Here is a 23,380-nt window from a genome sequence, read left to right as displayed (position 1 = left end):
AGCTATATAAATCAGGATAAAAATATGAGTACAGCAATCGTTATTGGTAAAAAAACTGCCGACGTTCAACAAGACGTGGTTTTACATTCACAGTTTGCCAACCGCCACGGTTTAATTGCAGGTGCAACAGGTACAGGTAAAACCGTCACCTTAAAAGTCTTGGCAGAAAGCTTTTCACGAATTGGTGTACCCGTATTTTTAGCCGATGCCAAAGGCGATGTTTCCAGTCTAGCCAAAGCAGGCAGCAGCAGCCCAAAGTTTGATGCACGTATTAAGAGCTTAGGTATCGAAAGCATTCCGTTTGCAGCATCTCCTGTGGTGTTTTGGGATTTATTTGCCGAACAAGGTCATCCGATTCGTACCACCATTTCTGAAATTGGCCCGTTATTATTGGCGCAAATGCTGAACCTGAATGACACCCAAGAGGGCGTGTTGTCTGCGGTATTCCGTATTGCCGATGATCAGGGTTTATTACTGATTGATTTTAAAGATTTAAAAGCCATGCTGACCTATGTCAGCGAACACGCCAGTGAATTTAAAGCTGAGTATGGCAATCTTTCTCCAGCCAGTTTGGGTGCGATTCAGCGCAATTTACTGGCTTTAGCTGATCAGGGCGGTGATAAATTCTTTGGTGAGCCGAGTTTGGATATTTTGGATTTTATTCAAACTGACAGTCAGGGACGCGGCAATATTAATGTTTTGGCTGCAGACAAACTCATGAACACGCCAAAACTGTACGCCACCTTTTTATTATGGATGTTATCAGAACTGTTTGAACAATTGCCTGAAGTGGGCGATATGGACAAGCCAAAACTGGTGTTCTTTTTTGATGAAGCACACTTGTTATTTGACAATGCCAGCAGCGCGCTACAAGAAAAAATTGAACAAGTGGTACGCTTAATTCGCTCTAAAGGCGTGGGGATTTATTTTGTGACCCAAAACCCGCTGGACTTGCCTGAAAGCGTATTGGGACAATTGGGTAACCGTGTTCAGCATGCCTTACGTGCTTTTACACCCAAAGACCAAAAAGCAGTAAAAACTGCCGCAGATACATTCCGTGCCAACCCAGACTTTAAAGTTGAACAAGCCATTACCGAACTTGCGGTAGGTGAAGCCTTAATTAGTTGCTTAGATGAACAAGGCACACCGCAAATTGTAGAACGCGCTTGGGTAATGCCGCCCTACTCATCGTTTAGCCCAATTAGCACAGAAGAACGTCAAGCCTGTATCAGCCAGAGTGTTATTGCAGGTGTGTATGAGCAGCAATTAGATCGTGAAAGTGCTTATGAAATGCTGCAACAAAAAGTTGAACAACGTCAGCAACTAGCCGCAGCAGCAGAACAAGCTAAAATTGAAGCCAAAGAAGCTGAAGCTCGCGCCAAGCAAGAGGCAAAAGAAGCCGAAGCACTCGCCAAACAACAAGCGCGCGAGCAAGAACGTCTAGCCCGCGAACAGCAAAAAGAAGCAGAACGCGCTGCCAAACAGCGTGAAAAACTGACTCAAGATATTGTGGGTACCTTTGCCAAAAGCGCAGCACGCAGCTTAGGCGGTTCTACTGGGCAGAAAATTGTACGAGGTTTGTTAGGGTCATTATTTGGTAAGAAATAGCATGTTATAAACGATGAGGTTTGTATAGATTTCATTCATGGATGCACCATCCAAAACCTAAATGAACACTTACAAACCTCTCGCTGTCACATCTACAAACCCCATAAAAACTTTAAAAATAATGGGATATTTTTATAATCCATATTTTTTTTAAGGTTTCACAAAAAAATGTTTGCAATCCTTATTTATAAGATGTATTTTGAATACATCTTATAAATAACAGCCATGAGAGATCGAACATGACTCCACAGCAAATTGACCTTGTAAAAGCAACTGTTCCTGTACTCCGTGAAAATGGTGTCGCACTGACTGGTTATTTCTATAACCGCATGTTGGGGAATAATCCTGATCTAAAAGAAACCTTTAACATGGGTCACCAACGTAGTGGTGCGCAGGCTCAAGCGCTTGCAGGTGCTGTATTGGCTTATGCTGAAAACATTGAAGATCCTTCTGTGCTTGCGCCTGTGATTGAATTGATTGCCCACAAACACGTGAGCTTAAACATTCAAGCACCTGACTATAATATTGTGGGCGAAAACCTACTTCACTCTATTAGCGAAGTATTAAATATTTCAATGGAAGATCCTCTAATTGATGCATGGGCAGCTGCTTATGGTCAGTTAGCAGAAGTGTTTATTAATGCTGAACGTGCAATCTACGAACAACACGAACAAACTAAAGGCAGCTGGTTAGGCTGGCGTAATTTCAAAATTGCCAAGAAAGTTGTAGAAAGTGACGAAATCACTTCAATCTACTTCGAGCCAGTAGATGGTGGCGATTTACCAAAATACGAAGCAGGTCAATATATTTCAGTACGCGTATTTGTACCTGAACTTGGCTTGAAGCAACCACGTCAATACACGCTATCGACTAGCCCACAACAAGATTACTTACGTATTTCTGTAAAACGTGAGCCAGGCAATGGTGCAGATAAAGTTGCAGGTTGGGTATCGAACGTATTGCACCAATTACCAGAAGGTTCTGAAGTTGAAGTATCTGCACCAACAGGTAACTTCTTCCTCATCGACAGCAACAAACGCAATGTCTTCATTAGTGGCGGCGTTGGCTTAACACCAATGATTGCAATGTTGAATCAATTGGTGACTTTAGATGTGCCACAACCTGTGACATTTATTCACGCATGTCGTAGCAAACAAGTACATGCCATGAAACAGCATCTCCAAGACTTAACTGCAAAATGTCCACGTATTCATACGTTGACTGCGTATGAGTTCCCGAACGAAGGTGATGTACTGGGTCAAGATTACGATGTTGCAGGTCGTTTAGACCTCAGCACTGTAGATGCAGCGCTATTACCAGCCGATGCAGATTACTACTTATGTGGTCCAATGCCATTCATGGCAGAACAGCGTAAAGCTTTACTTGCGCGTGGCATCAAAGATGAGCAAATCCATAGCGAAGCGTTTGGTACAGGTGGTGTTCGCCACTAATCTAAAGCGTTAAAAGCTAATAGGTAAGGCTAGTCTAGTTATGCTAGACTAGCCTTAATTTATTTGTATTTAAAAAAAACATCTGTGCGATCATGCAATTAAATAAATTCACCGACTATGCGCTGCGTATTTTAATGTATATCTCGCGTCCTCGAGATGTACCCTATACCATTGCGGAAATTGCACAGGATTTGCATGTTTCCCAGAACCATCTGGTAAAAATCGTTCACTTTATGGGTAAGCAAGGATGGCTAATTACCACTCGTGGTAAAGGTGGCGGGATTCGCTTGCATCCTGAAGCATTGCCTTTGCGTTTAGGTCATGTGGTGAGAATCCTGCAAGGTGAAAATCAAATTGTAGAGTGTAATACCCCGCCCTGCGTGCTGCGTGCGCAATGTGGACTAAAAGGCATTCTCAATCAGGCAATGGAACAGTTTTATCAAAGCTTAGATCAATACAGCTTGGGTGAAGTGCTACAGCCTGTACCCAATTTACAGTTCAGTACACAATCTCCAATCCCGCTGATTCATCTTTAAAGTAACTTAAACGGTCAAAGCAATATCATCCTAGATGTTGCTTTTTTCGGGCATTCAGAGCGCAAAGGTCGCTTGCCTGTATGACTTGCTTTATAATGCCTGTTTGTAGACCATGAATTGAAGTTAAGTTATGCACCATAGCAGAGGAAAATCGAAAAACAGTAAGGCAGCAGCACAGCCACGGCAGAAAATTAGCTACGAGAAAAAAGTAGACCCTGCCATTACTGAATACTCTGTTCGCGCCTTAAACTGGCTGCGTAAAGCCGAGTTTTTAATGAGTGCGCCTAAACTGAATTTATGTGTAGAAGATACTGGCTACGAAGTGGCTTTTGCAGGACGCTCCAACGCAGGTAAGTCCAGTGCAATTAATGCTTTAACCAATCAAAAACAATTGGCACGTGCTTCTAAAAAACCGGGGCGCACCCAAATGATCAACTTCTTTAGTTTGGGCAACCCTGAGCAGCGCTTGGTCGATTTACCCGGTTATGGTTATGCAGCCGTACCTGAAGCCATGAAAATTGTGTGGCAAAAAGAACTCGAAAATTATTTGATTCATCGTAAAAGCTTACAAGGCTTGGTGTTACTGATGGATATTCGCCATCCCTTACAGCACTTTGATGTGATGATGCTGGAATGGGCGTATTCGCGTAAATTGTTCGTGCATGTATTGCTCACCAAATCGGACAAACTCAACCGCGGCCCTGCCAATAAAGTATTGCTTGAAGTCAAACAGCAGTTGAAAAAGATGAAACTAGATTTCTCGATTCAATTGTTTTCATCACTCAATAAGCAAGGTTTGGAAGAACTTGCGAGTGTGATGGGCGGACGTTTGAACTTTACCTTAGAACAAGCGCATCAATTTGATTTAGACAGCATTCCAGAAGCGACTGGCGATGATGTTGATGTTGATGTTGATGTTGATCAGCCTGAATTTTTAGAAACTGACTATTTAACCGCATCTGATACCGAAACCAAATAGTCCGTTAAATTACTGACTATTGGTCTATAACATAAAGTCCTATTCGCTCAATCTCGAATAGGACTTTTTATTTGCATGTCCACTTTCAGTTTTACGCCGTAATCACAATCTCCCTCTCCACCAAAGTTGCACTTTACAACGCAGCCAGAAATGCCCTACTGTCAAGATCATAACAATTAAACGCTTAAACAATTACATAAGATAAGGAGATCAAACATGCAGGCACACATTTCAGTGATTACCTTAGCGGTAGAAGATTTACAACGTGCACTCGATTTTTACCGCGACGGCTTAGGACTTGTAACTGAAGGCATTATTGGACAGGAATTTGAACAAGGTGCGGTGGTCTTTTTTGAACTGCAAGCAGGCTTAAAACTGGCTTTATGGTCTAAACAAAGTTTACAACAAGATACAGGCTTAACAGGTACAGCCAGCAGTGCTGCACAAATCACTTTAGGACATAATGTACATAGCCCACTCGAGGTCGATCAGGTATTGAAACAAGCAAAAAATGCAGGTGCGAAAATTTTAAAACCTGCACAGAGCACCTTTTACGGCGGTTATGCAGGTTATTTTCAGGACTTAGATGGTCATATTTGGGAAGTGGCCTACAGCCCATGTTGGGATTAATCTGCTTTGGCTCATGTCTTTGCATAGCACAATAAAACAGGATGATGCTGAAAACTTGATTCGATTTTAAACCCATTATCAGGAATGCAGTGCAGGGTCATCACGAGTATGCCGATCGACCACCACACTAATCATCATATCGCCCTGCACATTGACCACAGTACGCACAGTATCCAACAAACGGTCGATCGGCAATAAAATCGCAATCGCTTCTGCAGGCAAGCCCACCGATTGTAATACCATAATCATCGTCACCATACCTGCGCTTGGAATACCAGGCGCGCCCAAAGAAGCGATCATGGCTGTGGCACAGACAATTAATTGCTGTCCTAAACTTAAATCCAGCCCCATTAAATTGGCAACAAACAAAGCCGCTGCAGCTTCATACAATGCCGTTCCATCCATATTCAGTTGTGTACCTAACGGGATCACAAAGCCTGCAGTTTGCGGACGCACACCTAAATTTTCCTGCGCACATTTCATCGAAAGTGGCATAGTGGCAGAACTGGAACTGGTGGCAAAAGCCGTAATTAAGGCAGCACGTGTGCCTTTAAAAAAGGTGATCGGATCCATTTTGCCAAATATCCACAACAGCAAAGGCAAGACCACCACACCATGAAAAATCGTGGTGCCCGTGACCACTGCAGCAAACTCTGCCAAACGACTCAGGACTGAAATATCTTCGGTTGCAACCAACTTAGCCAATAAAGCAAAAATCCCCAAAGATGCCAGTTTCATTACCCAGCCAATCATCAACATCATAATTTCAAAAAATTGCTGACTGAGTTTACGTACCGTTTTAAAGTGCTCCCCGCCTTTGACCAGCGCCACACCCACCAATAAGGCAAATATCACCACTGCCAAAACATTACCCTCGGCAAAAGCTTTAAACGGATTGATTAAGGTGTTTTGAATGAAATTGGTAAAAAACGAAGACGGCGTAAGCGTGTCTGGGCTTTGATGCTGCGCCATAGCATCTTGAAACATCACAATATCTACGCCTTTACCCACTGCAAATAAATGCGCACACGCCAAACCTAAAATTAAAGCCAAAGTCGTGGTGGTGACACAACACGCCAACGTAATTTTCCAGACTCGACTCAATTGCCCTACAGCCTGTAAGTTCGACACACCGACCACAATTGAGCTAAAAATTAGTGGGATCAGCAGCATTTTCAGTAAACCAATAAAAATACTGCTCATTAAACCAATGCCATACAAACTGGCGCTAAAAAATGTGCTGTCTGGAAATAGATTCAGAATAAAACCAAACACCACACCCAAAATTGCGGCAATTAGAATTTGTGTATTGAGGCTCATACGCAATTGAGTTTTTTAATGTGATGTGTGGACTATGCCATGTGGCTGAAATTGAATCGAGTATTATTTTTCTAGCGCACTTTGATTAGGTTCAGATCGTGCTTCAGGATGTAAAAAAGCCGACATGAATGTCGGCTGATGAATGTAGATTTTAAAGGCTATATTTTATTGCGTTTCGATTTCACGTAAACGAATCAAGCCTTCCTGACTGGTGCTACACACCAATTCACCATTTTGCCACATGCGCCCAAAGTTCAAACCACGCGAACTAGTGCTAATGGTGGCTTCCATGTCGTACAGCATCCAGTCATCCACACGGAACGGTTTATGGAAATACATGGCATGGTCAATACTGGCACACTGCAAACTTGGTGATAAATAGCTCAAACCATGCGGACGCAGTGCTGTGGTCATTAACGTGAAGTCTGAATAAAATGCCGCAATTGCCTGATGCAAAGACACTTCATCCACCTCTGGTGAAATGCTGTCATGGGTACGAATGTAGTGTGCATAAGTAGGTTCTTCAGGCTGCGGTAAAAATGGATTGCTCGGATTAATCGGGCGAATCTCCACCAAGCGATCACGCATAAAACTGGCACGCACATTTTCAGGTACAAACTCGACAATATGCTGTTTGAGTTCCGCTTCGTTTTTTAAAGCTTCTGCTGCAGGATAGTTTGGCTCTGAAATTTGATAATTCAGACCGTCTTCCAACGGCGCAAAGGACACCATCGCAGTAAAAATGGTACGCCCATGCTGAATGGCACGTACTTGACGGCTAGAAAAACTTTTACCATCACGCAAACGGTCAACTTCATAAATAATAGGTGCGTTGACATCGCCACCAAACAAGAAATAGGCATGCAATGAGTGCGCAGGACGATCAGTGGTATAAGATGCAGCACGTAAAGCCTGTCCCAAAACCTGTCCACCAAAAACACGTTTACCCACCAAGTTACGACTGATACCTCGGTAGATATTTTCTTCTAACTTTTCTAAACAAAGAAGTTCAACCAGCTCTTGTGTGAGTGCGTTCATAACTAACCTATGTATGGCGGAAATTGGGGATGCGGGATCGAAGTCGATGAAAAAATAAATCGTCAAAATAAACTGACTATTTTAAGCCTGCTATTTTGCCATAGATTCTGCATCTTTTACCCATCAAAGACTGACCGCTGTGTCACAACTTAGCCGATCAATTTTGCTAAAAATACGATTTTCAACGATAAAATCTAACAATATTCATGCAAATTATCTAAAAATGCAGCGCGATTATTAGATACAATGACGCAAAATAAATTCCCTACTGGCTAGGGACTTAGGTGATGAAGTAGGAGTGAATATGTCCAAGCGTGGTTTTGGTCAAATGTATCGTCAGCTTTCTGGTAAGCTGCTTGACCTTGTGGTGACACCGCATGTTTTGGGTGAAGTCCCTGTCAAGGATGCGCAAAGTGTAGACTCAAATGCCACTCGCACCAAGATAACTTGCTACGTATTGCAAAATCACTCACGCAGCAATGCCTTGGTGGTCGATGGCGAAACACGTCGCTTAAAACTCACGCCTGCGCTTGATCCATTGGTGATGGGTTCACATAAAGAAAAAGCCTCGATTCTGTTTTTACAGCATCACGATGAGAACAACCTACTCAATCCACCACCTTATGCTTTTCCGCCACGCTTGTTACGTTTAATTGAACAATTAGAACAACACCCAGAACTTGATATTGAATTGGTACCTGTGACCGTGTTGTGGGGACGTTCTCCAGACAAAGAGGATTCGTGGTTTAAACTACTGTTTACCGATACGTGGGCAACGCCTGGCACAGTCAAGCAGTTAATGAATATTGGGGTGCATGGTCGTCAGTCTTATTTGGAATTTCACGAGCCACAATCATTACGCGCTTTAATTGAACATGCCAAAACTGAGCATCCGAACCTGTCGCCTGCGACCTTTATTGTTAACACTCTAAATAATTACTTAGATGGACAACGTGAAGTCGTACTTGGCCCAGACTTGTCTGACCGCCGCAATGTCATGCTCAGTCTGATTAAATCTCCCGATGTGCAAGATGCCATTCGTCGTGAAAGTTTACGCAGTAAAATTAGCGTGATTGAAGCCGAGCGTCGTGCGATTGGTTATTTAAATGAAATCGTGTCGGACTACTCTCATGCAGCGGTACGCTTTGCCGATATGGCACTGACCCGCTTATGGACACAATTGTACGATGGCGTGGAAGTGCATAATTTTAGTACCGTGCGCGAACTGGCCAAAGACTATGAAATTATCTATACCCCATGTCACCGCAGTCATATCGACTATTTATTGCTGTCTTATGTGATTTACAAACGCGGCATGATGGTGCCGTACATTGCTGCGGGCGATAACCTGAATATGCCATTTGTAGGTCAATTGCTTCGTGGTGGCGGTGCGTTTTTTATCCGTCGTACTTTCCGTGGCAACGGCTTATACACAACCGTCTTTAAAGAATATTTATTCAGTATTTTGTCGCGTAACACGCCGCTTGAATACTTTATTGAAGGTGGACGTTCACGTACAGGCCGCTTGTTGCCACCAAAAACAGGCATGCTCGCCATGACCATTCACAGTCATTTGCGTGGTCGTGCTAAACCGATTGCTTTTGTGCCAACTTATATTGGTTATGAACGCCTGATGGAAGGTTCAACCTATGTCGGTGAAATGCAAGGCAAGCCAAAAGAATCTGAATCGCTAATGGGCATTTTAAAAACCATGCGCAAGATTGAACGGATTTTTGGCAAGGTGCATGTCAATTTTGGCGAACCTGTGTTTTTAGATGATGTTCTAAAACAACACGATGCCGAACACATCAGCATTGAAAAAAATGATGATCCTATTCCACCACAAGTGTCAGATGCAGTGAATACTTCGGCACATGCGATTTTGGAAAACATTAACCGTGCTGCGGTAATTAACCCGGTATCTTTGTTATCGCTGATTTTACTGGCAACACCAAAACATACCTTGGATGAAGAAATTTGTGTGAAGCAGTTAGACACTTACCGTAATCTGCTCACTGCCCTGCCTTATGATGAGCGCACTCAAGTCACACCATTATCAGGTAAAGAAATTATTGCCTACGGCTTAAAACTCAAACTGATTAAACGAGTGCAGCACGTTTTGGGCGATATTATCGCGATTGAAGACCATCAGGCGGTGTTACTCACCTACTTCCGCAACAATATTTTGCATGCCTTTGTCTTACCATCTTTAATTGCAGCATTGGTGAAACATAATGGTTCGATTCGTCGTGGTGATTTAATCAACGTCATTCGTACTTTATATCCGTTCCTGAAAGCTGAGTTGTTCTTGAAATGGCAAGATCAGGAACTCAAAGAACGGATTTGTGCCTATGTAGAAGCGTTAATTCAGGCCAAATTGATTTCTGAAGATGCGGAAGGCAACTTAATTTCACCTGCACCAAATAGTGAAGACCATAACCAGTTGGTAGTATTGGCTGCACCTGTAATGCAGAGTTTAGAGCGTTATTACATGACACTGGCGCTGATTACACAACGCGGCTCAGGCAATATTTCGGCACGTCAGGTCGAAGAACTCAGCCATTTGGTCGGTCAGCGTTTGTCGGTGCTGTATGAATTCAACTCACCTGAATTCTTTGACAAAGCCTTGTTCCAAAGCTTTATTAAAGTCTTAACTCAGCAAGGTTATATCAGCACCAACAGTGACAATGCGATTGTGTTTGATGATAACTTTAAAAACGTCGCACAATACGCCAATTTGGTGTTGGATGATGTGACTTTACAGATGCTGCAACACATCACCACCTTTAGCGATGAAGAATTGCGTGAGGCGTTAGAAGCACTTGCTGCACAACAAGCAAAAAAACGCTTGAAACGTAAGAAGAAGTAATTTTTAAGCTTCTTCTCTTACGCCATAAATGGCTCAGGCAGAAAGTTGGGGATGAGGGTGAATAAAAGCTCAATATTTGAGATTTTAAAAATCACCTCTCGCTAGCCCTTTCCTAGCAAGAGAACTTTTATTCTCCGATTTCAGGTGAATCACTTTGCGTAATTCTTAGATGATCAAAATAATCCTCATGTTTGCGCTGAAATCCTGTTTTCTCCATGCGCGTAGCAAAAATCCTTTTCCCTGTTTCACGCTCACCTTCCAACACCAACTCAGGTAAATTCAATTCACGCTGAATCTTTAAAATCATTTCATGCAAAGGCTGAGCTTGGTTATTGCTGCAAATATAAACTGGTTCAGGATGTTCCACGTGAAGTAAATGTGCCAAAAACCCCGCCAAATCATCAATATGAATTCGATTTGACCAATGTATATTCGGGTAACTTTGCGTGCTTTCTGCAAGTTTGAGCATGCGTGCAGTCGAAGTGCCATAAATACCCGAAGGACGTACGATCACACATTGTTCAGGATAAGCCTGTTGCCACAAGTGTTCCATCTGCAACAACAACTGCCCTTGTACATCATTCGGCTTAGGCACAGTATCATCATCAATACATTCACCTGCGTTTTCGCCATAAACCCGTGTAGATGACACCACAATAATTCGCTTTACAGGATGATCTTTTAATGCAGCGACAATCGGCTGCACAGAATCTACATAAGTCTGTTGATACGCTTCTACAGAACTCAAAACCGTATTCCGAGATGGTGCAAGTAATACATAAACGGCATCAACAGGTTGAGTCTGTGATAAATCGAGCTGTTGAATATCTTGAAGCAGATGCGTCATATCAGGATCTGTTTTCGGACTGCGGCTAATTGTGGTAATTTGATGACCGAGCGTAAATAGTTGTTTTGCAACACGCTGCGATGTTTTACCATAACCAATAAATAGAATATGCATTCAGCACCTAATCATAGCATTTGAAGTTGAGGGGACATGGCTGCAGTCCATCAGTTGCAAGGGGTAGGCTCTGCCTCTGCTGCATTACTCGAAAAACTAAATATTTTCACCACAGATGACTTGCTGTTTCATCTACCGCGTGACTATGAAGATCGTAGCACGATCATTCCCATGAACCAATTAAACGTGGGGCGCAGCTATTTACTCGAAGGTGTGGTTAAAGGGGTCGATTTTCCACCGGGTAAACGCAAGTCGATGGCGGTCAATTTAGAAGATGAATTTGGAAAAATCACCTTACGTTTTTATCATATTTATAAAGGTATTACAGATCGTGCCAAACTCGGCAATCGTTTAAGAGTATTTGGCGAAGTACGGGTTGGGGCGCGTGGTCTGGAAATGTATCACCCCGAATTACAACTGATTACTGAACATACCCCACTGCCTAAAACCCAACTGACTGCCATTTACCCAAGCACCGATGGGCTGACCCAAGCCAAATTACGTGAATACGTCAAACAGGCCTTGACACAGCATAGTGATGATTTGCCTGAACTCCTGCCTGAAAAAATGACCAATGGCTATGCACTCAAACAGGCGTTGGATTATATTCATCATCCACCTTTAAATGCCAATATGCTGCAATTGGCACAAGGCTCTCACCCTGCACAGCAACGCCTGATTTTTGAAGAATTGGTGGCGCATCAAGTCAGTTTACTGACCCGACGGGCTTATATTCAGCAAATTGCCTCACCTGCCTTTTCCCCAAGTCAAAAACTAGCGCCTGCGTTACTCGGCAACATGCCATTTCAAATGACAGGTGCACAGCAACGGGTTTCGCAAGAAATCATGCAGGATTTGCAGCGTAATAAACCCATGCTGCGCTTGGTACAAGGTGATGTAGGTGCAGGTAAAACGCTGGTCGCTGCAGTCGCAGCGTGTCATGCGCTAGAAGAAGGTTGGCAAGTCGCGCTGATGGCACCCACTGAAATTTTGGCAGAACAACATTATCTGAACTTTCAAAAATGGTTTGAACCATTGGGCTTAACAGTGGCATGGTTGTCTGGCAAACAAAAAGGCAAAGCACGCGCAGCGGCTGAACTGAGCATTCAAGATGGTAGCGCCAATTTGGTGGTTGGGACACATGCGTTATTTCAGGACAATGTGCAATTTGCCAAATTAGGTTTGGTGATTATTGATGAACAACACCGTTTTGGGGTCGATCAACGTCTGGCTTTGCGCAATAAAGGTGCCAATCACACTACACCGCATCAATTGGTGATGACTGCAACGCCTATTCCGCGAACTTTAGCCATGTCCGCCTATGGCGATTTGGACACTTCGGTGATTGATGAACTACCGCCAGGACGTACACCTATTCAAACGGTGACTATTCCGCTAGATCGGCGTGAAGAAGTCTTACAACGCATTGCCAGCAATTGTGCCGAAGGCAAACAAGCCTATTGGGTCTGTACCTTGGTGGAACAGTCGGAAACCTTAGATGCGCAAGCTGCCGAGGCGACTTTTGCTGAAATTAAAGAACGCTTTCCTGAACTGAATATTGGGCTGGTACACGGCAAAATGAAAGCCGATGAAAAACAAGCCGTCATGCAGCAATTTAAAGACAATCAATTACAGTTGCTGATTGCCACCACAGTAATTGAGGTCGGGGTCGATGTACCGAATGCTTCAATTATGGTGATCGAAAATGCCGAGCGTTTAGGACTTTCACAGCTACATCAGCTACGTGGACGAGTCGGACGGGGTGCCAAAGCCAGTTTTTGTGCCCTGTTGTATAAAAATCCACTTTCGCAAAATGGACAAGAACGCTTGCGGATTATGCGCGAAACCAACGATGGTTTTGTGATTGCAGAAAAAGATTTAGAACTGCGTGGCCCTGGGGAACTTTTAGGAACCAAACAAACGGGAGATATGGGCTTTCGGGTGGCTAAATTAGAACGGGATGATCATTTGCTGGCACAGGCGCATCATGTGGCACAGCAAATTTTAAACGATTATCCTACACATGCCGAAGCTTTGCTAAAACGCTGGCTGCCTGAGGCACCACGTTATGCCTATGTTTAAACGGATTGCAGTCCTAAGATGACTCAGCCGATTAGCCTAGTACAACGTGGCATACAATGGCTGCGCCAACTGCAGCCGTGTCAGCTTTGCCATAGCGACACGCAATGGCAACATTCGGTCTGTCAAACCTGTTGGCAACAATTGCCGTGGCGTAGCCAAGCGGTACAACGACAAGAAATGCAGATTCAAGTCACTTTTGATTATCACTATCCAATTAATCGCATCATTCAACAATTTAAATATGAACAGCAGTTACATTACCAACTGCTTTTAGTAGGCGCGCTAAAACAACTGTCTTATCCTAAAATCCAAGCCATTGTACCGATGCCCATTTCCACTGCCCGCTTGACTGAACGCGGCTACAATCAATCTTTATTGTTAGCAAAAGGACTAGCGCGGCATTTAAATGTCCCGATTTGGCAACCTGTGACCCGCTTACAACAGCACGCGCAAAAAGGCTTAAGTCGCTTAGAACGATTGGAAGACATCCAACAGCAATTTCAAATTCAGAATGCGCCTAAAATCCGTTTTCGTCGGGTTTTAATTGTGGATGATGTGGTCACGACGGGCAGTTCAATTCATGCACTCAAACAGCAGTTGCTCAAGCTCGGCTGTCAAAAAGTCGAAGCAGTCTGTCTCGCCAGTGCTGAATAAAAAACAAAACTATTCAGGCGAATATGCTCAACGCATTAAAAAGTTGAACTTAAAATATAGAAGAATGATCAACTGCTCTTAATTTTGTTGTAAATATTGTCTTAACCATGGCATCACCACTTCATGGGTCAGCGGTGCCAACAAAGTATCTTGATCATCCAAATCTACCCACTTCATTTCGGCAATTTCAGCAGCAATTTTTGGTGCCTGATCAAGCTGAACCCAATACACATAACTGACCAAACGGCAGTCGGGCTCATTGGCCGTTGCTGTTTCATAGCGTCCAATAAATTGTTGAATTTGCGCCTGACAGCCAATTTCTTCGGCAATTTCTCGCAACATGGTCGTTTCAGGTGCTTCATTGGGTTCTAATTTGCCACCGACCTGCATAAAACACGCAGTGTGCTGTTTACGCACCACCAATAACTGCTGTTTAGCATTTAAAATAATTGCGGCTGCAACAGTAATGATGTTGCTGTTGATCTCAGCCATTTTATTTCGCCAGTTCCTGCTGCACCCACTCTAGCTCAGGTACTTCCCATTTCATTTCAGGGACACGATATTGTTCAAATTGCTGCAAAATATTGTCAATACAATTCGATACTATCAATGCCTCACAAAAACGTGGCTGAGTAAAACCTTTTTCAGAGGTCTGTCTTAAAAACTTTAGCAAATCATCATAAAAGCCATCTACATTTAAAAAAGCACAGGGTTTTGAGTGAATTCCTAATTGTGCCCACGTCCATTGCTCAAAAATTTCTTCTAAAGTTCCCGAACCACCCGGCAAAGCAATAAAGCCCTCGGCTAATTCTGACATTTTTATTTTGCGAGCATGCATGTTTTCTACGATGTGTAATTCTGTCAAATGCGGATGCGCCAATTCATGCTCTGCCAAACTTTCAGGCATAACGCCAATTGCACGACCACCTGCGGCCAAAGTACTATCTGCCACCACACCCATTAAGCCTGAGCGCCCACCGCCATAAATTAAAGTTTTGCCTTGTGCAGCCAGTGTTTCACCCACTTTTCGTGCATTTTCAACAAAAACTGAATCTTTTCCTGGGGCAGAACCACAGAAAATAGCAATTGACGACATCATTTTTTCACCATGTTATCTGGCTGTCATGCCATAAAATTAAACTTCAGGGAGATTTTTAAATAAAATAGCATTCTGAGCAGTGTATTTAGTAAGATCCTTGTCTAAAATACACCCATCCACAAAACCCATACTGCGCAAGGAGAAAAGACGAATGCTTGAAGCCTTTTATGCCACAGAGCGCGGTAGTCTGGAAGATGCCACCATTAACGGTGGTTTTGATTTGCATCCAGATCTGGTCTGGATTGACCTAATTGCCCCTTCACAAGAAGAACAGCAATGGGTACTAGACGCATACTCACAAAATTTACCGACCTTAAAATCTTTGGAAGATATTTCATCTTCAGCGCGATTCTACCGCGATGATGACGGTATTTTACACATTAGTACCTATTTTTTAACTAAAAATAAAAACTATCAAGTCGATGGCGAAACTGAAGACAATTCCAGTATTTTAGCCACTGTGCAAACCGTCGCCTTTATTTTACATAAAGAACACTTGTTTACCCTACGTGGTGAAAAATTAGTGGCGTTTCGGGCATTTCGGGCGCGTGCACGACGTAACGACTACGAAATTGATTATAAAGACCCGACTTGGGTGCTTTTAGGCTTGCTTGAAGCCAAACTGGACGAACTTGCGGATATCTTAGAAGATATCCACAAGGACTTGGAAAAGTATTCCACAGAAGTTCTGAATAACCGTCATCGTGAGCAAATTTTAGACCTCGATGACATGATTACCCGACTGGCACAATTAGAAGACATGCTTGGAAAAGCGCAATTGTGTTTGATTGATTTACGTCGTGTCCTGACCTTTTTGGCACGTCCGCGTGCGTTGGGTAGTCATATTTACGATGCCGACATTCGAGAACTCAGTGAAGATGTACGCTCACTGGTCGAACACGATGCCTTCTTATTCCAGAAAGTGCGCTTCTTGCTCGATACCACTTCAGGCTTCATTAACACCGAACAGAACGATACGATTCGTCGATTCTCGATTTTACCGAGTATGTTAGCACCACCGATGTTGGTTGCCAGTGTTTATGGTATGAACACCGACGTGTTACCTTTTGCCAAAGGTACCACCAGTTTTATAGTGGTCAGTATTATTTTAATTGGCTTCTTTATTGGCCCATTAATTTACTTTAGATGGAAAAAATGGATTTGATGCCTTTTATTCCCTCTCCTTTTAGCAGCGGATTAGAGAGGTTTGCAATCTCACCTCACTTGAATAAAGCGGAAAACTAAACGCAATAAAAAAGCACCTTACAAGTAGGTGCTTTTTTATGGTTTTCAGTTTTAGGCGATTAGCTGTAAATCATCTTGCAAATGACAGGCTTGAATGATCTTCATCATTTTTTCAGGAACCGCTTTAAACTGTAAGCCTTTGGCTTCAGGCGTCTGACGCAACCATTGCACCAAAACAGCCAAAGCTAAAGTGCTTCCGTGTTCCAGCTGCGCCAAATTGACCACCAAAGGCAACTGCTGCTGACGAATCAACTGCAGACCTTTTTGGTAATATTGCTCTGCATTACTGAAATCTATTTTTCCAGAAACGCATAATTCCTGATTTGATAATTCAATCACGCCACACCTAACCTATTTTTTCTTTTCAACCGCAGCTTCTGCATCTGGCTTAAAGGTTGCAATGGCTTTATCAATATTGCCACCATTACGCTTCACGTTCGCTGCAAACTGGTTACGGAATTGCAAACCTAAATCAATACCCGACACGTTAATGTTACGGATTTTCCATTGACTACCTTTGTCTGCCAACTGGAATGACACAGGAATTTTTTCACCATTATGCAAGAAGTCAATGGTCACTACTGGGTTCTTGCTGTTGGTCGCCTTATAAGGACGCATGGTGTAGCTTTGGTTGCTAAATTTCGCAAACGCTGTGCCATAGTTCTCAATTAAGGTTTCTCGGAAGTTTTTCTCAAACTGCGCGCGCTGTGCTGCTGAACTGTATTGGTTCGTCGCATAAGTACCCATCACAATACGGGTAAATGCCTGCGCATCTACATACGGATCAAGGTTTTGACGCACAATCGTTTTAACCAATGCTGGATTGTTCTGCAATTTAGCATGATCTGCTTTTAAACGTGCAATCAAGCTATCGGCAACTTTTTTCACAAAAGCTGGTGGCGCTTCTGCAGGTGCAGCAAATGCAGTTCCTGCCAACATGGTTGAAAGTACACTTACCGCCAGAGTTTGCTTTAAAAGTGTTTTCACGGACAATCTCCTTCATTACTCAACAAATGACACTTCTGCATCTGTTGTTTCAGCTGTCGCTGTATCTTTATCTGCATCTGACGCTGCGTTGGATGTTTTCGCTGCACCGCCAGTAATAAACTTACTGATTAAATCTTCTAAATCCATGGTGCCTTGTGTGTTGGCAATACTTTCGCCACGCTTCACAAAGTTCAAACCACCACCTGGAACCACTTTGAGATATTTCTCACCCAATAGACCATTGGTTGCTACCATTATGTAAGCATCTTCATCAATACTGGTGATGGATTTCATGTTACCCAACAGTTGTTGTTCCATTTCTTTTTGTTGCTGAGGGCTTGCCTCTTGGTATTCTGCACTGTAACGTAATTCTTCAAGCGCATAATTTTGCACTGTTTTTAGTTGTTCAGGATTAAAACTGGTCAACCTGCCATCCAGTTCAAATTCAACTGTAGCCAAACGCGATACAGGGTCTAGGGTAATATCATTAACACGACCAATGGTGACACCGCTCATGGTGACTTTAGCACGTGGTTTTAAACCATTCACGTTGTCAAAAGTTGCTGTCATATTGTAACTGTCGCGCAAATTGGTACCCACCAATCCACTGACTTTCATGGCCAAGAAAAATAATGCAATGCCTGTCAAAATGACAAATACACCTACGGCCAGCTCACTTGTACGTGATTTCATTAAACACCTCCGAACATGACCGCAGTCAACACAAAATCAAAACCTAAAACACATAATGAAGAATACACCACGGTTCGTGTGGTCGACGTCGCAATGCCTTCCGATGTTGGGACACAGGCATAGCCTTGATATACTGCAATCCAAGTACAAATTAATGCAAAAACAAAACTTTTAATAATTGTGCCGTTAAAAATATCTTTATAGAACTGCACGCTGCTTTGCATACCGCCCCAGAAAGAACCTTCATCGACCCCTAGAAAATCGACCCCAACCATTTTGCCGCCCATAATGCCAATTGCAGCAAAAATAATGGAGAGCATTGGCAGGCTGACTATTCCCGCCCATAAACGTGGTGACACAATACGCTTGAGTGGGTCTACCCCAATCATTTCCATGCTGGCCAATTGCTCTGTGGCTTTCATCAGACCAATTTCTGCAGTTAAGGCAGAACCTGCACGACCTGCAAATAACAGCGCAGCGACCACAGGTGCCAACTCACGTAATAAAGTCAAAGACACCATCGTGCCCAACATGGCTTCTGAACCAATATTGACCAAAATGGAGTAGCCTTGTAAGCCCAATACCAAACCAATAAATAAACCTGATACCGCAATAATCAATAATGACATCACGCCAACACGGTACATTTGGTACAGGAACAGCTTCACCCCAAGCAGGGTTGGCATGGAAAATAGAATTTGCAACAACATTTGGGTGGCGACACCAATGCCACGAACACGCTCAATGACGCGTTGACCTAATGCGGCAATAGCATTCATGAACGCACCTCATCACTTAAATAAGCCCGATGGCTAAATTGATAATCGACTGGCCCTTCGGCAGCGCCTGTTAAGAACTGACGTACAAATGCCGATTCATGCTGTTTTAATTCTGCAGGTGTACCTTCGCCCTGAATCACGCCTTCCGCGATAATATAAATGTAGTCGGCAATTGATAAAGTTTCGCCAACATCATGCGAGACGATGATGGTGGTTAAATCCAACGCTTCACGCAAGGAACGGATTAAACGGGTCAACACACCTTTTACAATCGGGTCTTGCCCTGCAAACGGCTCATCGTACATGATCAATTCAGGGTCTAACGCAATCGCACGTGCCAATGCCACACGACGGTTCATCCCGCCTGAGAGTTCTGCAGGCATAAGTTGTTCTGTACCACGCAAACCGACTGCTTCAAGTTTTAAAGCCACCAATTCTGCAATTAAATGTTCAGGCAACTGGGTATGTGCACGCAATGGAAACGCGACGTTTTCATATACGCTCATATCGGTAAATAACGCACCGCTTTGGAATAACATGCCCATACGTGCGCGCGCAGCAAATAACTCCTGACGCGACATTTGCGCAAGATTTTTTCCATCCAGAAAAATATCACCATGATCGGGAGTCAACTGACCACCAATCAAACGTAATAACGTGGTTTTACCAGTACCTGAAGGTCCCATAATGGCAGTAATTTGACCACGGCGAATCTTTAAACTGACATTTTCGAAAATGACACGTTTCCCTCGTTTAAAGCTCAGTTCATTGACTTCAATCAATGACGGCTCATGTTGAGGCATTGGATTATTCATAGCTGAGGGTCTTCCTGCATTTTTTCAGCACGCATACTATAAAGGATTGAAGCGCAAAATGTTATCTAGCAAATTTTTAAAAACTGTGCACGTATTGTTCAAGCAGTCTTATTATTGTTATTTAAATCACTTTTAGGACAGCAACAATTTAAAAGTAAGAAGAAATAATATAATACATTAAATTGCATAAGATGAGTGCTAAACCAATATACGGCATCATTCCCTCTCTCGTCTGCATGAGCAATCGTAAGCTATTGATGTTCATAATTAGCAAATAGAGTTAAAAACGTGACCTATTATACATTTTATTTATCTAAAGCAAAAATATTTAACATAAAAAAACCAGTGCTGAGCACTGGTTTTTCTTTATACAAATGACTATCGCGGTTTTAGTCGTTAAATTTACGACGTGGGCGATCAAAACCACCTTCACGGCGTGGACGATCTGAATTGAACTCGCGACGTGGACGATCTTCGCCACCAAAAGAACGCTTAGGACGATCATCAAACGAACGTGGTTGACGGTCACCAAAACCACCTTCACGACGTGCAGGACGATCACCAAAATCACGTTTTGGACGATCACCGAAGCTACCTTCACGACGTGGTTTGTAATCTACGCGGTTGCCACGGTTGTCATCATTCGCATCAAAACGCGGCTTATCGTTGAAGCCACCTTCGCGACGCGGACGATCTGAATTAAATTCACGACGTGGACGATCATCAAATGAACGCTGTGGACGATCACCAAAACCACCTTCGCGGCGTGGACGATCTGAATTAAATTCACGACGTGGACGGTCTTCAAATGAACGCTGTGGACGATCACCGAAACCACCTTCACGACGTGGACGGTCTGAGTTGAACTCGCGACGCGGACGATCTTCACCAAATGCAGGACGTTCACCACGTGGTTTGTCATCAAAGCTGCGACGTGGACGATCATCACCACCTTCACGACGTTTAAAGTTGCTTTCGCCTTCAAAACGACGACCGCCACCAAAACCGCCACGACCACCGCGACCGCCATCACGACGACCACGACCACCGTCACGACCAGAACGTGCTGGAGGTGGAGATGGCTCTAAGCCTTCAATTTCAGAAACGCTTAAACGTGCATCTAAGAAATCTTCCAACGCACGGATTTTGCCGCGCTCACGGTAAGTTGCCAAAGTAATCGCGTTACCAGTACGACCCGCACGACCTGTACGACCAATACGGTGTACATAGTCTTCATTTTTCATTGGTAAACCGAAGTTAATCACGTGAGAAATAGTTGGTACGTCTAAACCACGTGCTGCAACGTCTGTTGCAACCAAGATTTTTGCACGGCCTTCGCGAATGCTGCGTAAACGACGGTTACGAACGGTTTGTGGCATTGCACCGTGTAGTGCAACAACCGAGTGACCCGCTTCAGCCAATTCTTCAGCCAGCATATCGGTATCTTCTTGAGTAGATGCGAATACAACCGCTTGATCTACACCTTCATCAGATAACCAGTGTGACAATAATTTTTTCTTGTGCTCGAAACCATCAGTCCAGTGTAAAGTCTGGGTGATGTCCATATTCGTTGAGTGACCTGTTTCAATCGCAATACGTACAGGCTCATTCATCATACGTTCTGCAAGTGTGATAATACGGCTTGCAAAAGTTGCAGAGAACATCAAGGTTTGCTTACGGTTAGCAGCTAAATCGCTAATCGCTTCTAGGTCTTCAGAGAAGCCTAAATCGAGCATACGGTCAGCTTCGTCTACAATTAAGGCATCAACTTTATCAAGTTTGATTTGACGACGGTTCACCAAGTCAAGTAAACGACCTGGAGTCGCTACAACCACTTGCGCACCTTTTAATTGTTGGATTTGCTTACCAAAAGGCATACCACCCATGATTGCTGCAATACGTACACCTTTCATGTGACGTACAAATGCAATCGCGTCTTGGCTAACTTGTTGAGCCAATTCACGTGTTGGGCAAAGCACTAAAATTGACGGCTGAGTAATTGCTTTCATACGCTCTTTAAATGGTACGAAAGTATCTTGATTAGCAAGCGCGTTTAAAGTTGGGAGTAAAAATGCAGCAGTTTTACCAGAACCTGTTTGGCTAGATACCAATAAGTCTTTACCTTCAAGTGCCGCTGGGATCGATTGTTCTTGAACAGGAGTCGGCGTAGTAAAGTTCAAGCCTTCTAAAGCTTGTTGTAAAGATTCATGTAAAGAAAAATCAGCAAAAGTTTTGCTCATAGAGATTTTCACCCTGAAAATGGGTGCTCCATTAAATAAAGTCAGATGGACATCGGCAAAAAGCGGTACAGCAATTATCGCTGACAATTTAAGATTCAGCGGCGATCCGAGTAACGACGATGTGATATAACGCACGCATGATTACGGCTTAACCTGAAGGAATCGCTTTAGCGATTGGGGCGCGAGATATCGTCCTCTCTTTGGACCGCACGCGCATACACAATGATTAGAAGAGAAATGTTCAGGTAATGAACAGAAATTAAGTGCGTGCGCGGATTATAGCAGGATTATTTTAAAAGTCACCTTATTTAATCGACTTTTGCAGTTTTTTGTGTAAACAGTGATAGATTCTGCTTTTATGGCTAGTATATGGACGATAACAACAGATTTAAAACCAGCAGTTTTAGACCGTTAGGTAAAAGAAAAGCCCTCAGGATGAGAGCTTTGCTAAGTGTCTTATTTAAGTATAAATATGATCAGCTGATTATTTCGCTGCTTCGCCCCAAGCAGGCACAACCGCTTTCATAAGTGGTTTTAACATTTTCATTGAACATGCCAAAACTTGCCCATTTTCCATAGAGTCGCTGCCACCACGTGCATCGACCACAGTACCGCCCGCTTCTTTCACAATTAACTCACCCGCAGCAATATCCCACGGTTTTAAGCCAAGTTCAAAATAACCATCTAAACGACCTGCAGCCACATAAGCCAAGTCTAATGCAGCAGAACCTGCACGGCGGTATTGAGCGCCTGCTTCTGTCACATTCAATAAACTTTCAAAATGGTTTTTGGCATAAGAAACAATTTCGCCATCGCGCTTAGCACGATAAGCATGACCCACTGCCAAGAAGGTGTTGTCTAAACTGTCTTTTACATTTACACGAATACGACGTTGATTCATCATCGCACCACGGCCACGGCTCGCAGAGAACAACTCATCTTTTACAGGATCGTAAATAACACCGTGCTGTGTCACACCTTTGTGTTGCACTGCAATCGAAATACAGAAATGAGGGAAACCGTGAACAAAGTTTAGCGTGCCATCTAAAGGATCAATCACCCAACACCAGTCGGCATCGTGACCTTTGCCTTCCTGCATGCCAAATTCTTCGCCCAGGAAGCTGTGATTTTTATAACTTTTGCGTAATGTATCAATGGTCAATTGCTCGAGGTAACGATCTACGCGCGTTACAGGACCATCAATGCCTTTTTCTTCGACTTGTAGATCGAGTTTATGACGATTCTGATGCGCTTTTAAAAGCTCTTGACCAACTGTTTGAGCCGCACGCGCAGCCATCACCACCATAGGTTCCATTGAACACCCACTACAAATTTGAAGAGATTGATAAAGAATAATGCATGAAAGCCCCAATATTTTAGCAAATATTGAGGCT

Annotated in this window: 21 protein-coding genes; 9 read left to right on the top strand and 12 right to left on the bottom strand. The window is 43.3% G+C overall.

The features are described from left to right. Positions 1-24 precede the first annotated feature (24 nt). The 5 genes from FTU09_RS03310 (at position 25) to FTU09_RS03290 (ending at position 5,204) form a co-directional block, all read left to right on the top strand. Complete coding sequence (locus tag FTU09_RS03310; RefSeq protein ID WP_096901360.1) at positions 25-1,608, top strand: helicase HerA-like domain-containing protein; 1,584 nt, start codon at positions 25-27, stop codon at positions 1,606-1,608. A 239-nt stretch (positions 1,609-1,847) separates the two neighbouring features. Further along, positions 1,848-3,059: an NO-inducible flavohemoprotein gene (hmpA, locus tag FTU09_RS03305; protein WP_004974691.1), complete on the top strand. Its 1,212-nt coding sequence runs from the start codon at positions 1,848-1,850 to the stop codon at positions 3,057-3,059. Between the two features lie 92 nt (positions 3,060-3,151). Continuing rightward, positions 3,152-3,595: an Rrf2 family transcriptional regulator gene (locus FTU09_RS03300; RefSeq protein ID WP_004974689.1), complete on the top strand. Its 444-nt coding sequence runs from the start codon at positions 3,152-3,154 to the stop codon at positions 3,593-3,595. Between the two features lie 130 nt (positions 3,596-3,725). After that, positions 3,726-4,574 (top strand): ribosome biogenesis GTP-binding protein YihA/YsxC, encoded by an 849-nt coding sequence (gene yihA / locus FTU09_RS03295; protein WP_180079543.1) that lies wholly within the window; start codon positions 3,726-3,728, stop codon positions 4,572-4,574. A 216-nt stretch (positions 4,575-4,790) separates the two neighbouring features. Continuing rightward, on the top strand, positions 4,791-5,204 hold the full coding sequence (locus FTU09_RS03290) for a VOC family protein (protein WP_019836869.1): 414 nt from the start codon (positions 4,791-4,793) through the stop codon (positions 5,202-5,204). 78 nt (positions 5,205-5,282) lie between these two features. On the opposite strand, the gene FTU09_RS03285 is transcribed toward FTU09_RS03290, so the two are convergent. Both FTU09_RS03285 and FTU09_RS03280 read right to left on the bottom strand, forming a co-directional pair. Further along, complete coding sequence (locus FTU09_RS03285; RefSeq protein WP_179989913.1) at positions 5,283-6,524, bottom strand: dicarboxylate/amino acid:cation symporter; 1,242 nt, start codon at positions 6,522-6,524, stop codon at positions 5,283-5,285. 165 nt (positions 6,525-6,689) lie between these two features. After that, positions 6,690-7,562 (bottom strand): acyl-CoA thioesterase II, encoded by an 873-nt coding sequence (locus FTU09_RS03280; RefSeq protein ID WP_180079541.1) that lies wholly within the window; start codon positions 7,560-7,562, stop codon positions 6,690-6,692. A 304-nt stretch (positions 7,563-7,866) separates the two neighbouring features. On the opposite strand from FTU09_RS03280, the gene plsB reads away from it, so the two are divergent. Next, positions 7,867-10,431: a glycerol-3-phosphate 1-O-acyltransferase PlsB gene (gene plsB, locus FTU09_RS03275; RefSeq protein ID WP_004974675.1), complete on the top strand. Its 2,565-nt coding sequence runs from the start codon at positions 7,867-7,869 to the stop codon at positions 10,429-10,431. Positions 10,432-10,558: 127 nt separating this feature from the next. On the opposite strand, the gene FTU09_RS03270 is transcribed toward plsB, so the two are convergent. Further along, entirely contained in the window at positions 10,559-11,392 is an 834-nt protein-coding gene (locus FTU09_RS03270; RefSeq protein WP_180079539.1) for an NAD-dependent epimerase/dehydratase family protein, read from the bottom strand. 36 nt (positions 11,393-11,428) lie between these two features. On the opposite strand from FTU09_RS03270, the gene recG reads away from it, so the two are divergent. Continuing rightward, positions 11,429-13,474, top strand: coding sequence for an ATP-dependent DNA helicase RecG (gene recG, locus FTU09_RS03265; RefSeq protein WP_167846341.1), 2,046 nt, complete (start codon positions 11,429-11,431; stop codon positions 13,472-13,474). Between the two features lie 18 nt (positions 13,475-13,492). Then, positions 13,493-14,128, top strand: a complete 636-nt coding sequence (locus tag FTU09_RS03260; protein ID WP_180079537.1) for a ComF family protein — start codon at positions 13,493-13,495, stop codon at positions 14,126-14,128. 78 nt (positions 14,129-14,206) lie between these two features. Here FTU09_RS03260 and FTU09_RS03255 read toward each other — a convergent pair whose 3' ends face one another. Then, complete coding sequence (locus FTU09_RS03255) at positions 14,207-14,620, bottom strand: NUDIX domain-containing protein (protein WP_179995921.1); 414 nt, start codon at positions 14,618-14,620, stop codon at positions 14,207-14,209. Position 14,621: 1 nt separating this feature from the next. Next, positions 14,622-15,224 (bottom strand): TIGR00730 family Rossman fold protein, encoded by a 603-nt coding sequence (locus FTU09_RS03250; protein ID WP_096901050.1) that lies wholly within the window; start codon positions 15,222-15,224, stop codon positions 14,622-14,624. 154 nt (positions 15,225-15,378) lie between these two features. Between FTU09_RS03250 and FTU09_RS03245 the strand changes: the two genes are divergently transcribed. Then, on the top strand, positions 15,379-16,392 hold the full coding sequence (locus FTU09_RS03245) for a CorA family divalent cation transporter (RefSeq protein ID WP_096901036.1): 1,014 nt from the start codon (positions 15,379-15,381) through the stop codon (positions 16,390-16,392). A 131-nt stretch (positions 16,393-16,523) separates the two neighbouring features. Here FTU09_RS03245 and FTU09_RS03240 read toward each other — a convergent pair whose 3' ends face one another. The 7 genes from FTU09_RS03240 to FTU09_RS03210 all read right to left on the bottom strand — a co-directional run bounded on the left by FTU09_RS03240 (position 16,524) and on the right by FTU09_RS03210 (position 23,301). After that, positions 16,524-16,811 (bottom strand): lipid asymmetry maintenance protein MlaB, encoded by a 288-nt coding sequence (locus tag FTU09_RS03240; protein WP_154320296.1) that lies wholly within the window; start codon positions 16,809-16,811, stop codon positions 16,524-16,526. Positions 16,812-16,823: 12 nt separating this feature from the next. Continuing rightward, a complete protein-coding gene (locus FTU09_RS03235) occupies positions 16,824-17,459 on the bottom strand; it encodes a phospholipid-binding protein MlaC (protein ID WP_004974651.1) in 636 nt (211 codons plus the stop codon). Positions 17,460-17,474: 15 nt separating this feature from the next. Continuing rightward, complete coding sequence (locus tag FTU09_RS03230) at positions 17,475-18,152, bottom strand: outer membrane lipid asymmetry maintenance protein MlaD (RefSeq protein ID WP_004974648.1); 678 nt, start codon at positions 18,150-18,152, stop codon at positions 17,475-17,477. After that, positions 18,152-18,931, bottom strand: a complete 780-nt coding sequence (gene mlaE / locus FTU09_RS03225) for a lipid asymmetry maintenance ABC transporter permease subunit MlaE (protein WP_004974646.1) — start codon at positions 18,929-18,931, stop codon at positions 18,152-18,154. Before mlaE ends, FTU09_RS03230 begins: the two co-directional genes overlap by 1 nt. After that, positions 18,928-19,746: an ABC transporter ATP-binding protein gene (locus FTU09_RS03220; protein WP_004974642.1), complete on the bottom strand. Its 819-nt coding sequence runs from the start codon at positions 19,744-19,746 to the stop codon at positions 18,928-18,930. The genes mlaE and FTU09_RS03220 overlap by 4 nt, the downstream gene beginning before the upstream one ends. A gap of 389 nt (positions 19,747-20,135) precedes the next feature. Continuing rightward, positions 20,136-21,986 (bottom strand): DEAD/DEAH box helicase, encoded by a 1,851-nt coding sequence (locus FTU09_RS03215; protein ID WP_070153378.1) that lies wholly within the window; start codon positions 21,984-21,986, stop codon positions 20,136-20,138. A 484-nt stretch (positions 21,987-22,470) separates the two neighbouring features. Further along, the gene (locus tag FTU09_RS03210) at positions 22,471-23,301 is read right to left on the bottom strand and encodes an inositol monophosphatase family protein (RefSeq protein WP_019836885.1); all 831 of its coding nucleotides are present in this window, start codon (positions 23,299-23,301) and stop codon (positions 22,471-22,473) included. Between the last annotated feature and the right edge of the window lie 79 nt (positions 23,302-23,380).

Origin of the sequence: Acinetobacter sp. YH12058 (assembly GCF_013419805.1) — a bacterium.
In the GTDB taxonomy this organism is placed as follows: domain Bacteria; phylum Pseudomonadota; class Gammaproteobacteria; order Pseudomonadales; family Moraxellaceae; genus Acinetobacter; species Acinetobacter towneri.
Note: the sequence above shows the minus strand (reverse complement) of the source record. Positions and strands in the feature narration are given on the sequence as shown.

Coding starts and splice junctions, on each gene's coding strand:
- FTU09_RS03310 (WP_096901360.1), top strand. CDS start 25: ATGAGTACAGCAATCGTTATTGGTAAAAAAACTGCCGACGTTCAACAA.
- hmpA (WP_004974691.1), top strand. CDS start 1,848: ATGACTCCACAGCAAATTGACCTTGTAAAAGCAACTGTTCCTGTACTC.
- FTU09_RS03300 (WP_004974689.1), top strand. CDS start 3,152: ATGCAATTAAATAAATTCACCGACTATGCGCTGCGTATTTTAATGTAT.
- yihA (WP_180079543.1), top strand. CDS start 3,726: ATGCACCATAGCAGAGGAAAATCGAAAAACAGTAAGGCAGCAGCACAG.
- FTU09_RS03290 (WP_019836869.1), top strand. CDS start 4,791: ATGCAGGCACACATTTCAGTGATTACCTTAGCGGTAGAAGATTTACAA.
- FTU09_RS03285 (WP_179989913.1), bottom strand. CDS start 6,524: ATGAGCCTCAATACACAAATTCTAATTGCCGCAATTTTGGGTGTGGTG.
- FTU09_RS03280 (WP_180079541.1), bottom strand. CDS start 7,562: ATGAACGCACTCACACAAGAGCTGGTTGAACTTCTTTGTTTAGAAAAG.
- plsB (WP_004974675.1), top strand. CDS start 7,867: ATGTCCAAGCGTGGTTTTGGTCAAATGTATCGTCAGCTTTCTGGTAAG.
- FTU09_RS03270 (WP_180079539.1), bottom strand. CDS start 11,392: ATGCATATTCTATTTATTGGTTATGGTAAAACATCGCAGCGTGTTGCA.
- recG (WP_167846341.1), top strand. CDS start 11,429: ATGGCTGCAGTCCATCAGTTGCAAGGGGTAGGCTCTGCCTCTGCTGCA.
- FTU09_RS03260 (WP_180079537.1), top strand. CDS start 13,493: ATGACTCAGCCGATTAGCCTAGTACAACGTGGCATACAATGGCTGCGC.
- FTU09_RS03255 (WP_179995921.1), bottom strand. CDS start 14,620: ATGGCTGAGATCAACAGCAACATCATTACTGTTGCAGCCGCAATTATT.
- FTU09_RS03250 (WP_096901050.1), bottom strand. CDS start 15,224: ATGTCGTCAATTGCTATTTTCTGTGGTTCTGCCCCAGGAAAAGATTCA.
- FTU09_RS03245 (WP_096901036.1), top strand. CDS start 15,379: ATGCTTGAAGCCTTTTATGCCACAGAGCGCGGTAGTCTGGAAGATGCC.
- FTU09_RS03230 (WP_004974648.1), bottom strand. CDS start 18,152: ATGAAATCACGTACAAGTGAGCTGGCCGTAGGTGTATTTGTCATTTTG.
- mlaE (WP_004974646.1), bottom strand. CDS start 18,931: ATGAATGCTATTGCCGCATTAGGTCAACGCGTCATTGAGCGTGTTCGT.
- FTU09_RS03220 (WP_004974642.1), bottom strand. CDS start 19,746: ATGAATAATCCAATGCCTCAACATGAGCCGTCATTGATTGAAGTCAAT.
- FTU09_RS03215 (WP_070153378.1), bottom strand. CDS start 21,986: ATGAGCAAAACTTTTGCTGATTTTTCTTTACATGAATCTTTACAACAA.
- FTU09_RS03210 (WP_019836885.1), bottom strand. CDS start 23,301: ATGGAACCTATGGTGGTGATGGCTGCGCGTGCGGCTCAAACAGTTGGT.